This window comes from Winogradskyella sp. (assembly GCF_013042245.1).
In the GTDB taxonomy this organism is placed as follows: domain Bacteria; phylum Bacteroidota; class Bacteroidia; order Flavobacteriales; family Flavobacteriaceae; genus Winogradskyella.
The window spans coordinates 1-11,063 of sequence record NZ_JABDQL010000049.1; the positions used below are offsets into that span (position 1 = coordinate 1).

Here is an 11,063-nt window from a genome sequence, read left to right on the forward strand (position 1 = left end):
TTTGTTTTAGAATTAATCGTTCTCAATTTAAGACGAGTATCTTTCATAAAACAATTACAAGAATGGTAGAAAGTAAACCAATATATCAAAATCAATTAAAACAGAAACTAAACGTGTAACTCAAAAAGTTTTAATATAAGTGCATCATAAACAACTCACTAACAAATTTAGAGTCAAACCTTAACCCTTTTAACTTTTTAAGAACAAACCGAACATTTATAGTTAATAAACAAGCCATAAGTAAGATTTCGACTTATAAAAATCCACGTTTAAAGTTAATACTAAACACAAAATTGGCAAAAGATATTATTGTTAGTAGAGAAAAAGTAAACACATTTAAAAATTGGTTAGATAAGTAAATCCAAATTAGAGATGCTGGTACTTTTTAAATGTTTATGATTCTAAACTTGTAGAAAATCTCAAACGAAATTATAATCAAACTCCCAACAAAATTATTAGGTTTTTTCTGTTAAAATTTTAGCCAAAAAATCAAAGATTTTTTCACTTCCAAAGAATTCAAAAATACTTTTGACAAAAAAATCCCCTAAACACAGGGGTTAATTATCAATGTTAATAAAATGTTGAGAACCATTTTCAAATTCATTAAAATTGAATAGCTAAAATTACAATCTTTACACTTCGATTAACAATCCAAAACTTATAATTATGTCAAAAATTGATTTCATCGTCAAGAGGGACTTCTCTACTAAAAAATTTGAGCTAGATAAAATTACAAATGCCATTTTGAAAGCAATGACGGCTGTAGAACACGGAAACGAAAATGATGCGCAGAATGTAGCTCTTAGCGTCTACGAAATATTAGTAGCACGTAAAGAAAAGGATGCGGATTACATACCAACCATCGAAGAAATACAGGATAATGTAGAAACAACTTTAATGGCTACCGGCTTTTTAAAAGCTGCAAAGGCATACATCCTTTACCGCAACCAACAGGCTGAGAAAAGAAAGTCAGACATTTTTGAAAAACGTGTAAGCTTAAAACCGTATGAGTATCCTCAATTATACGAATATGTTCCAGCAATTAGACACTCGTATTGGATACATACTGAGTTTAATTTTACAAGCGACATCCAGGATTTTAAATCGAGATTAAACGACGTAGAAAGAAGTGCAATAAAAAATACAATGCTAGCTATTTCACAGATTGAAGTTGCAGTAAAAAGCTTTTGGGGTGATTTGTACCACCGCATGCCAAAGCCAGAAATAGGAGCTGTAGGTTCTACATTTGCTGAATCTGAAGTACGCCATGCAGATGCTTACTCACACCTATTAGAAATTTTAGGCTTAAACAGCGAATTTAAAGCATTGAAGAAAAAGCCAGTAATCATGAAGCGTGTGCAGTATTTAGAAACTGCGCTAAAAAACTCAAAAAGTGATGATAATAAAGAATACGCAGAAGCTGTGTTATTATTCTCATTATTTATTGAGCACGTATCATTATTCTCTCAGTTTTTAATCATCATGGCTTTCAATAAGCATAAAAACATGCTCAAAGGAATTTCTAATGTTGTAGAAGCGACATCTAAAGAAGAGCAAATTCATGGTGATTTCGGAATCGACTTAATCAAAATATTAAGAGACGAGCACCCAGAATGGTTCACAGCTGAGTACCATGAAACTATCCAAACCATGTGTAAGCAAGCTTTTGAAGCTGAAGATGAATTGGTAGATTGGATTTTCGAAAAAGGTGAACTCGACTTTTTACCCAAAGAAGTGGTTACAGAATTCTTGAAAAATAGATTCAACAAATCATTAGAAAGCATTGGTATCGCTAGTGTTTTTGACATTAACGAAACCATATTACAAAACACAGAATGGTTTGATGATGAAATTATCGGTACAAAACACGGCGATTTCTTCGTAAAACGCTCTATCAACTACAGTAAGCGCACACAAAGTATTACTAGCGACGACTTATTTTAAAAAATTAATTTATTACAATCCAATACTACCATGCAAGATAAAACCCTTAACCAAAATACAGATACAAGAAAACAGCCTGTTAACGAGCTTAAAGAAGCTAGAAAAGAAGCTTTGCACAAGTATAAAACACTTGGCGAAGGTAATTTTGAATGGTTAAATGACAATAGCCGTAAATTTTTAGGCGCTGGTTATTTGGTTGATGGTGTTACTGGAGAACAACGCATTAGAGAAGTAGCTGACCATGCTGAGAAAATTTTAGAAATGCCCGGTTTTTCGGATAAGTTTTACAACTATATGTCGCATGGGTTTTATTCTTTAGCCTCACCAGTTTGGTCTAATTTTGGAAAAGAAAGAGGATTGCCAATTAGCTGTTTTGGATCTCATGTGGATGATGATATGGGTAACATTCTTTACACACAATCTGAGGTAGGTATGATGTCTAAACTTGGTGGTGGTACGTCTGGATATTTTGGGAAAATAAGACATAGAGGTGCACCTGTAAAAAACAATGGAGAAGCTTCTGGAGCTGTACACATTATGCAGTTGTTTGAGTCTATGGTAGATGTTGTAAGTCAAGGTTCTGTGCGTCGTGGACGTTTCTCTCCTTACCTACCTGTAAGTCATCCAGATATTAAAGAGTTTTTAGAAATTGGTACCGAAGGAAATCCAATCCAAGGTTTAACACATGGTGTTACCGTAGACAACACTTGGATGCAAGAAATGATTGATGGTGATGTAGAAAAACGAAGTATTTGGGCAAAAGTATTACAACGTAGAGGTGAAATGGGCTATCCATATATCTTCTTTAACGAAAACGCTAACAATGGCGCTGCAGATGTTTACAAGGATAAGAATCTACCAATCCACGCAAGTAACCTGTGTACAGAAATCATGTTACCATCTAACGACGAGTGGTCTTTTGTATGTGTATTATCAAGTATCAATTTACTACATTATGATAAGTGGAAAGATACTGATGCCGTTGAAACAATGGTTTATTTCTTAGATGCAGTCATTACTGAATTCCTTGAAAAATTAGAAGCTTACAGAGATTCTGATAACAGAGAAGACAGACAAACGTTCCTATTTATGGAGCGTGCCTATAACTTTGCGAAAGAAAATCGTGCACTAGGTATGGGCGTTTTGGGATGGCACTCATTATTACAGTCTAAAATGTATGCCTTTGATAGTCAAGAAGCGTTTAACTTAAATAGTGAAATCTTTAAAATTGTAAAAGATAAATCTGTTGCTGCATCGGAGCAACTGGCAGAAAAATTTGGCGAACCAAAAGTACTTAAAGGTTATGGCAGACGTAACGCCACCTTGAATGCGATTGCACCAACAACTTCATCTGCATTTATCTTAGGTCAAGTATCACAAGGTATTGAACCAATTTGGTCCAATATTTATGTAAAGGATATTGCAAAACTAAAAACAACAATCAAGAACCCATTTTTACAAGAGCTTTTAGCTGAAAAGGGACAGGATACGTTAGAAGTTTGGCGCTCAATTAGAGACCGAGATGGTTCAGTACAACATTTAGATTTCTTAACAGAAAACGAAAAAGCCGTCTTTAAAACATATCCTGAGATTGACCAAATGGATATCATTTATCAAGCGGCAAACAGACAAAACCATATTGACCAAGGACAATCTCTAAACATCATTGTCCACCCAGATATGCCTGTAAAAGAGATCAACAAAATCCACGTTACAGCTTGGAAATTAGGTTTAAAATCATTGTACTACCAACACAGTATGAATGCTGCTCAGAAATTTAAGCAGAAAAAAGAATGTGCTAGTTGTGAAGGATAAACACCTCTTAATCACAATTAACCAAAACGGTCTTATTGAATTTTCAATAAGACCGTTTGGGTTTATAGAATACTATACAATTACCTCTCAAATTTGTCTTTAGCGACAGACTCTAGTTCCATATACCAATCTTCGCCAAACTTTCTAATTAAGGCTTCTTTTACAAACTTATAAATTGGCACTTGAAGTTCTTTTCCTAAGGTGCAGGCATCATTACAAATTTCCCACTTATCGTAATTAACAGCCGAAAATTCTGTGTAGTTTTTAACACGGATTGGGTATAAATGACAAGACACCGGTTTTTTCCAGCTAATTTCGCCTTGGTTATAAGCCTCCTCTATACCACAAAGTGCCGTTTTTTTCTCGTCAAAAATAACGTAAGCACAATCAGCACCGTTAATTAGTGGTGTTTCGATATCACCAAAAGCAGTAGTTATAGAAGTGCCTTGTTTTTCAATTTCTGCAATACCTTCTTTTCGTAGAAAGGGTTTTACTTTAGGGTAAATATCTTCAAGTATTTTGGCTTCATCTTTATCAAGTGGTGCGCCAGCATCGCCATCGATACAACATGCGCCTTGACAGGCTGATAAATTGCAGACAAAATCTTTTTCTATGATGTCTTCTGAAACGATGGTTTTTCCGAGTTGAAACATAGCACAAAAGTAACTAAACTTTACTATAATTTAATATTGAAAATCTGCAATTTAATCGCACCTTTGCGGCGAAATTTAAAAAACAACTGATGGAATTTGATTTTAAACAAATACTTACAGCCTTTATGGTACTTTTTGCCGTGATAGATATCATTGGAAACATCCCAATAATCATAGATTTACGTAAAAAAGTTGGACACATAGAAAGTGAAAAGGCATCAATTATAGCAGGTATTATTATGATTGCTTTTTTATTTTTAGGAAAAAGCATGCTTTCTCTCATTGGTATTGATGTTAATTCTTTTGCCGTTGCTGGCGCTTTTGTCTTATTTTTTATTGCTCTAGAAATGGTTCTTGGTATTACACTATATAAAGATAACGGAGATGACCCTATTACAGCTTCGGTTTTTCCGTTGGCGTTTCCTTTGATTGCAGGTCCTGGAAGTCTAACCACTTTACTATCGTTAAGAGCTGAATTTAGGACAGAAAATATCATTGTTGCAGTTATTATCAATGTTATCTTTATATACATTGTTTTAAAAACCTCTGCTAAAATTGAACGTGTTATAGGAAAAAACGGTATTAACATTATAAGAAAAGTTTTTGGTGTAATTTTGTTAGCAATAGCCGTAAAATTATTTGCTGCTAACATTAAAATTTTATTTACATAAAAGGTGTTTTATCATGAAAGTATTTACAATAGTTGCAAGTATTATTGCTATTGCTCTTATTATTTTTAGCGCTACCAAGCTTAATTTTGATAATATTATGAAAGGCGAAAGTGCCACAGGATTAATTACTATAGCCGCTGCACTTTGTGTTATTTTATTACTTCAGGTTTTTAGAGTTTCGAAAAAAGTTGAAAAACTTTATAAAAAAAGAAAATGATTTTTGATGCTTTAATAATTGGTGGTGGTGCTGCTGGTATGTCTTGTGCTCTAGTTCTTGGATCTGCCAAACCAAAAGCTTTTGCTTCTGAGAAAACTATTGGCATTATTACACATCAAAAAACATCACATTTACAAAACGCTTTATTTAATAATGTATTAGGTCTTGAACCAGGTACACTTGGGGAAGATATTTTAGAAAGTGGAAAACAGCAACTCAAAGATTTATACCCGCACGTTATTCAGATTGAAAAGGAGAAAGTAAAATCTATTAACAAAAATTCTGAAGGATTTACAATTGAAACCAACAAAAACACTTACCAAACTAAAATAGCTGTAATCGCCGTAGGTTATACAAACCTACTAACCATTAAAGGCCTTGAAAGTTATGTAGAACCACATCCGCAAGCAGCTATTGAAAAAGATAGAATTTGGTTACGTAATCATAACTACTTAATTGAAAAAGGTCTGTACGTTGCTGGAACTTTAGCCGGTGGTCGTAGTCAGTTTGCTATAGCATCTGGTAGTGGCGCCCAAGTGGCTACAGATATACTAACGTTGTGGAATAATGGTAAGCACACGAAAATGCACGATAAGATTTCTAGTTAGTTCCTATCAAATTCTTCCTGACTCAATAAGATAACTTCATCTATCATAATATCGCTTCTATTGACAATTTCTTCAAAAGAATTATCATCATAAAGCTGCCTTGCTAGTGTTGCTTTTATTAATAGTTTTACAACATCATTAAAAGCTACAAAACTGATTTTTGTACCTTCTTGCCTATTCACATAATCTTGAAAGCGTACAACAATATCATCACTTACCACAAAATTATCTATAAAATCTCGCTTAGAAACACCATCGTAAATGGCTCTACTTTTATCTAATTCTTCAAAAACAAAAAAACCAAAATATCCAGCACGCCTGAGATAATTAATCGTTTCATTATTAAAAGAACGGTCGATTGGCACAAATACATCTGGTATAATACCTCCTCCGCCATAAACCACTTTTCCGTTGGGTGTTGTGAACTTTAATGAGTCGTCAACTAGGATACTCTCAGCGTTCATTAATTCACCATTTCTAAGGCGCTTGTAATAATCTCTATAATAGCTTTTGCTTTGACCATTGTTATAGGGCTTTTGGATAGAACGACCTGTTGGTGTGTAATATCTAGAAACTGTAAGTCGTACTGCACTACCATCTCCTAAAGCCATTTCGCGTTGTACTAGTCCTTTTCCGTAAGAGCGTCGGCCAACAATAACACCTTTATCATTATCTTGTAGAGCACCTGCAATGACTTCACTTGCTGATGCCGAACTTTCATTTATTAAAATGTACACTTCGCCTTCTTCAAAATCGCCACGACTCGTCGCATAGGCATTTTCGCGTTTTTCTTTTTTGTTTTTTGTAAACAAAATCAGTTTTCCTTTTTCAAGAAATTCATCAGCAATTTCCTCTGCAATACCTAAAAAACCACCCGGATTATCTCTTAAATCTAAAGCTAATTTTGTTGCACCTTTGTCTTGTAACCTGTCTAAAGCACGTTTAAATTCTTTGTATGTTGACTCCGCAAAGCGGTTTATTTTTATATATCCAAGACTGTTTGTGAGCATATAAGCCGCTTCAACACTTTTAATTGGGATATCAGACCGTTTTACTTTGATGACTAAAAACTCTTTGGTTAGCGGCCTGTAAACCTTCAAGTTTACTTTTGTTCCTTTTTTTCCTTTGAGTCTTTTACTAATTTTGTCTGTATCAAAATTATCTCCGATTATAGAGTCACCATCAGCCATTATTATACGGTCTCCGCCTATTATACCTGCACGTTGACTGGGGCCACCTTCTGTTGGGCGAATAACAGCAAGCGTATCTTTATACGGGTAATAATTAATACCTATACCTACAAAATCTCCTCGCATATTTTGTGTAACGCGCTCTAAATCTTTTTTTGGAATGTAAGTAGAGTGTGGATCTAGATTATCTAAAATACCGTTAACAGTGACATCAACAATACTGTCTGTATTAACTTCTTCAACGTACTCGTAATCTATATAATCTATAAGTCGGTTAAGTTTATCTTTTTTACTATTTGTGGTAAATAAACGGTCCGAAGTGTCTGTGAAATTAAGTTTGCCTCCAATAAACACACCAATAGCTATGGCCACGCCAATAATTAAAGGGATATATTTTTTGATATTAGACATTTATGCTTCAATTTCTTCTATTAAATCTATTTGTACGCCGGCTTTTTCTAAAAATTGGAGACCTGAACTATCTTTGTAGGCTTGTGAGTAGACCACTCTGACAAAACCTGCTTGATGAATAAGCTTGCTACATTCTTTACATGGCGATAATGTGATGTAAAGAGTGGCACCTTTACAAGATTGAGTGGATGATGCCACTTTTAGAATAGCATTTGCTTCAGCATGTAAAACGTACCATTTGGTATAACCTTCGTCATCTTCACAATAATTTTCAAATCCGGTTGGTGTTCCATTATAACCGTCAGATATTATCATTCTATCTTTAACAATTATCGCACCAACCTGTTTACGCTTACAATAAGAGAGTTTTCCCCATTCTTTAGCCATACGTAAATATGATTTATCGTAACGCAACTGTTTTGCTTCTTTAGCCATTAACTAATCTTAGAGTATTTGTAATTAACGAATATAACGGCTTAGTATTTTATAACCAATCCCGTGCATTAAAGTTTTATAAAACTTTAACCTTTAAAACGCACTGTTTTCAATAAGAATAGGAATAACTAAACCGATTACAACAGATGAAAGAACCATAACCCAGTCGCGTCTCGAAAAACGGAAAAGTGTTTGAAGTAAAAAACCTAAAAAGAGAATTACAAATACAATGATAACTTGAGCTAATTCTATACCTAATGCAAATTCTAATAAAGCTAAAATCTTATTGTTAGCATCTCCAAATACCATTGTAAATTCTCTTGCGAAACCTAACCCATGTATTAATCCAAAGAAGAGTGCTGTAAAAAAGAGAAGGCCGACTTTTTTGTTTTTATCCTCTTTTCCTGCTGAAAATACATTGTAAATTGCCGCTACAATAATTGTTATAGGAATTAAAAATTCAACCAATTTTCCATTGACTGAAACCACATTGTAAGCTGCCAAAACTAAAGACAGTGTATGACCCAAAGTAAATAAAGATACCAAGAGCAAGACGCGCTTCCAATCTTTAAAGATATATGGTACAGCCAGTACCATTAAAAACAAAACATGGTCGTATCCATTGATATCTAAGACATGGTTAAGACCATATTTTACGTTAAACCAAAAATCGTTCATGATGGGGGAAATATAAATTTGAGTCTAAGTTAATTTTATTTATTGAATGTCCGTAATGTGTCATAAATTGATTTTAATTTAATCTATAGCATTGAGTACTTCGACTTTAGTTTATGCTGAGTACTTCGACTGTGCTCAGCATAAACTAAAGTCGAAATGTATTAAAATCAAGTGCTTATATGTCTCGACTACACTTCGACTACGCTCTGTAACCACGCTCTGTAACCACGCTCTGTAACCACGCTATGTGACCACACTATGTGACCACACTCGAAAATACAGAAAATCTGCTTTATTTTTGGCTTATGATAGTTAGCGTATTTACAATTTTATTTTTTTATAAAACGAATAGTTTGACTTCCTGAACCAAAAGTGTTTAAAATTTTTAAGTAATAAATACCTTGATTCAGTTGAGAGACATTAATCTCCCTAACGTTTGAATATTCAAGAATTTTTTGGCCTAAAAGATTAAAAACTTGAAGCTCTCCAATCTCAATATTGGTATTTATTTTTAAGTTATGTTTTACAGGGTTTGGATATACGGTTACTTTTTCAAACTCAGAATCATTATTAGTAAGAACATTATCATTAGTAATTGTTATTACTTGGTTAGCCATAACGTCTTGGACTAGAGTCACAGTATTATCTGGCCATTCAATTCTTATTTCGTATACTACTGAATTATCTGCCAATCCAAAAAAAGCTTCAGCTGGTTCTTGACCGTAAAAACTTGTTCCTCCAGTTATTAAGCGCATGCCCGTTTTCCCATTATCGTAGGTGATTTTTACCACAGCACCAATTGAAAAATGATTAGTACCGTTCATTCTAGGTTTTACAACAAGATAATTGTTAGCATTGGGAGTAGACGAATAATTATTTTCTAAAAGTCTAACAGGTAACATCCCATTACCACTAATTTTTATGGTTTGCAACAAATCTAAATCACCATCTCTATCCATATCAAAAGCACATAATGATGCAGCATACTCAGTATCATTAAAATTTGCAGATGCTGAAATATCATTAAACAAAGCACCATCTACATTAAGCCATAATTTAGATTGATCTAAACCCCAACTTTGATTCCAACCATTTGTAGTTGCTAAATCAACAAATCCGTCATTATTAGCATCAAAAAAAGTAGTTCCCCAATCCCAACCACTGTTGCCTACATTTATTGGGCTATCGGTTGCTATTTCAGAAAAGCCAAGCGCATTTGTTTCCGTCCAATTATTTTTTAATAAAATATTGTGCTTCGATATGCCGTCTTCTATTCTTGAAATATTTGTAGAATACACATCAAAATCACCATCATTGTCGTAGTCTCCAATGGTCATTCCCATTTCATTAAATGCATTATTAGCAGAAATGGTAGCGGCAATTTCCTGAAAGGTATTATCGCCATTATTTAGCAAAACTCATTTTCAGAAAAATCTACGTTTACATAAATATCTTGAAACCCATCGCGATTAAAATCATGAAAAATAGGTTGGTATCTCGATACGCTCGATTGTCCAAATCCGCTTGAAACACTTATATCAGTGAAAGTTCCGTTACCATTATTTAAAAAAAAGGTGGCTTGTGCTCCTGCAAACTCTCGACCCCAAACAGTTATAGCCAAATCTAGCCAGCCATCATTGTTTATATCTGCTGTTGCCATACCTCCAACTAAGGCTTCTGATATATTGGTACTACTATATCTTGTTCCAAAACTTAACCCAGAATTTGTAATTTCATTAAAGCTTCTACCGGGTGTTTGTTCGTAAAGGAAAATCTCAATTTTTTCTGTACAAGAAGCTCCAATACCAGAACAGTCGCCCAGCAAAACTAGGTCTAATAATTCATCTCCGTTATAATCAAACCAAAGCGCTGCTCTATTTCTATAGGTAGATGTGATTCCTGAAGACATAGCAACTTCCTGAAAAAAACCATTACCGTCATTTTGGTATAATTGGTTCGCTGAATTGAATTCTGTTCCTACAAAAAAATCTAAATCACCATCATTATCATAATCTGCAATTGATATACCACTGCCAAACAAATCTTGCATTGTAGTTACTCTTTCTACACCTCTACTAAATGCAACTTCAGTAAACTGTTGGCCGTTTGAGGTTAGAGTTGCAAAAACTAAGGAACAAAAAACAGCTATCTTTTTCATAAGGGTAGCTAATATAAATGAAAAAAGGCAAAACTAAAATGATTAGTTATGCCCTTTTACTAGTATTCAATGTAGAACATCAAATCCACACTTCCGAAGAAATCTAATTTTAAATCTAAGGCTTCTACCAATTATGTCACTTTAGGGTTAAAATTGAAGGCTATATTCTAATATATGACTGAATTAGTACTTGTTCTCCATAATTCCCAAGCGGATTGCCCTGTAATGGCATATAATGCAAACTCCTTTAGGCGTTGATTATTATTCTTAATCCGCTCAAGTA

The 11,063-nt window shown here is 34.0% G+C and carries 12 protein-coding genes and 1 pseudogene; 7 read left to right on the forward strand and 6 right to left on the reverse strand.

The features are described from left to right. From HKP48_RS04075 to HKP48_RS04085, 4 genes and pseudogenes are all read left to right on the forward strand, one after another. Nucleotides 1-119: pseudogene (locus HKP48_RS04075) on the forward strand (IS1595 family transposase); the annotation flags it as partial. A gap of 27 nt (nucleotides 120-146) precedes the next feature. Continuing rightward, nucleotides 147-359: a LytTR family DNA-binding domain-containing protein gene (locus tag HKP48_RS12220; RefSeq protein ID WP_363928591.1), complete on the forward strand. Its 213-nt coding sequence runs from the start codon at nucleotides 147-149 to the stop codon at nucleotides 357-359. 307 nt (nucleotides 360-666) lie between these two features. Then, complete coding sequence (locus tag HKP48_RS04080; protein ID WP_296343097.1) at nucleotides 667-1,944, forward strand: ribonucleotide-diphosphate reductase subunit beta; 1,278 nt, start codon at nucleotides 667-669, stop codon at nucleotides 1,942-1,944. 30 nt (nucleotides 1,945-1,974) lie between these two features. Next, on the forward strand, nucleotides 1,975-3,759 hold the full coding sequence (locus tag HKP48_RS04085; protein WP_296343099.1) for a ribonucleoside-diphosphate reductase subunit alpha: 1,785 nt from the start codon (nucleotides 1,975-1,977) through the stop codon (nucleotides 3,757-3,759). Nucleotides 3,760-3,839: 80 nt separating this feature from the next. Here HKP48_RS04085 and HKP48_RS04090 read toward each other — a convergent pair whose 3' ends face one another. Then, nucleotides 3,840-4,412, reverse strand: a complete 573-nt coding sequence (locus HKP48_RS04090) for a DUF3109 family protein (protein WP_296343101.1) — start codon at nucleotides 4,410-4,412, stop codon at nucleotides 3,840-3,842. 89 nt (nucleotides 4,413-4,501) lie between these two features. Between HKP48_RS04090 and HKP48_RS04095 the strand changes: the two genes are divergently transcribed. Genes HKP48_RS04095 through HKP48_RS04105 form a run of 3 tightly spaced genes read left to right on the forward strand, consistent with a single transcriptional unit; the run spans nucleotide 4,502 to nucleotide 5,908 of the window. Then, nucleotides 4,502-5,083, forward strand: a complete 582-nt coding sequence (locus HKP48_RS04095; protein WP_296343103.1) for a MarC family protein — start codon at nucleotides 4,502-4,504, stop codon at nucleotides 5,081-5,083. A 13-nt stretch (nucleotides 5,084-5,096) separates the two neighbouring features. Beyond that, complete coding sequence (locus HKP48_RS04100) at nucleotides 5,097-5,300, forward strand: hypothetical protein (RefSeq protein ID WP_296343105.1); 204 nt, start codon at nucleotides 5,097-5,099, stop codon at nucleotides 5,298-5,300. Next, on the forward strand, nucleotides 5,300-5,908 hold the full coding sequence (locus HKP48_RS04105; protein ID WP_296343117.1) for an FAD-dependent oxidoreductase: 609 nt from the start codon (nucleotides 5,300-5,302) through the stop codon (nucleotides 5,906-5,908). The genes HKP48_RS04100 and HKP48_RS04105 overlap by 1 nt, the downstream gene beginning before the upstream one ends. On the opposite strand, the gene HKP48_RS04110 is transcribed toward HKP48_RS04105, so the two are convergent. The 5 genes from HKP48_RS04110 to HKP48_RS04130 form a co-directional block, all read right to left on the reverse strand. Next, the gene (locus tag HKP48_RS04110; protein WP_296343107.1) at nucleotides 5,905-7,509 is read right to left on the reverse strand and encodes a S41 family peptidase; all 1,605 of its coding nucleotides are present in this window, start codon (nucleotides 7,507-7,509) and stop codon (nucleotides 5,905-5,907) included. The genes HKP48_RS04105 and HKP48_RS04110 overlap by 4 nt on opposite strands. Further along, nucleotides 7,510-7,944, reverse strand: coding sequence for a dCMP deaminase family protein (locus tag HKP48_RS04115; RefSeq protein WP_296343109.1), 435 nt, complete (start codon nucleotides 7,942-7,944; stop codon nucleotides 7,510-7,512). A gap of 93 nt (nucleotides 7,945-8,037) precedes the next feature. Then, nucleotides 8,038-8,622: a HupE/UreJ family protein gene (locus tag HKP48_RS04120; RefSeq protein WP_296343111.1), complete on the reverse strand. Its 585-nt coding sequence runs from the start codon at nucleotides 8,620-8,622 to the stop codon at nucleotides 8,038-8,040. 329 nt (nucleotides 8,623-8,951) lie between these two features. Continuing rightward, nucleotides 8,952-10,037, reverse strand: a complete 1,086-nt coding sequence (locus HKP48_RS04125) for an ASPIC/UnbV domain-containing protein (RefSeq protein ID WP_296343113.1) — start codon at nucleotides 10,035-10,037, stop codon at nucleotides 8,952-8,954. Next, nucleotides 10,031-10,780, reverse strand: a complete 750-nt coding sequence (locus HKP48_RS04130) for a VCBS repeat-containing protein (protein ID WP_296343115.1) — start codon at nucleotides 10,778-10,780, stop codon at nucleotides 10,031-10,033. The genes HKP48_RS04125 and HKP48_RS04130 overlap by 7 nt, the downstream gene beginning before the upstream one ends. Nucleotides 10,781-11,063: the final 283 nt, after the last annotated feature.

Coding starts and splice junctions, on each gene's coding strand:
- HKP48_RS04095 (WP_296343103.1), top strand. CDS start 4,502: ATGGAATTTGATTTTAAACAAATACTTACAGCCTTTATGGTACTTTTT.
- HKP48_RS04110 (WP_296343107.1), bottom strand. CDS start 7,509: ATGTCTAATATCAAAAAATATATCCCTTTAATTATTGGCGTGGCCATA.
- HKP48_RS04130 (WP_296343115.1), bottom strand. CDS start 10,780: ATGAAAAAGATAGCTGTTTTTTGTTCCTTAGTTTTTGCAACTCTAACC.
- HKP48_RS04090 (WP_296343101.1), bottom strand. CDS start 4,412: ATGTTTCAACTCGGAAAAACCATCGTTTCAGAAGACATCATAGAAAAA.
- HKP48_RS04080 (WP_296343097.1), top strand. CDS start 667: ATGTCAAAAATTGATTTCATCGTCAAGAGGGACTTCTCTACTAAAAAA.
- HKP48_RS04085 (WP_296343099.1), top strand. CDS start 1,975: ATGCAAGATAAAACCCTTAACCAAAATACAGATACAAGAAAACAGCCT.
- HKP48_RS04120 (WP_296343111.1), bottom strand. CDS start 8,622: ATGAACGATTTTTGGTTTAACGTAAAATATGGTCTTAACCATGTCTTA.
- HKP48_RS04115 (WP_296343109.1), bottom strand. CDS start 7,944: ATGGCTAAAGAAGCAAAACAGTTGCGTTACGATAAATCATATTTACGT.
- HKP48_RS04100 (WP_296343105.1), top strand. CDS start 5,097: ATGAAAGTATTTACAATAGTTGCAAGTATTATTGCTATTGCTCTTATT.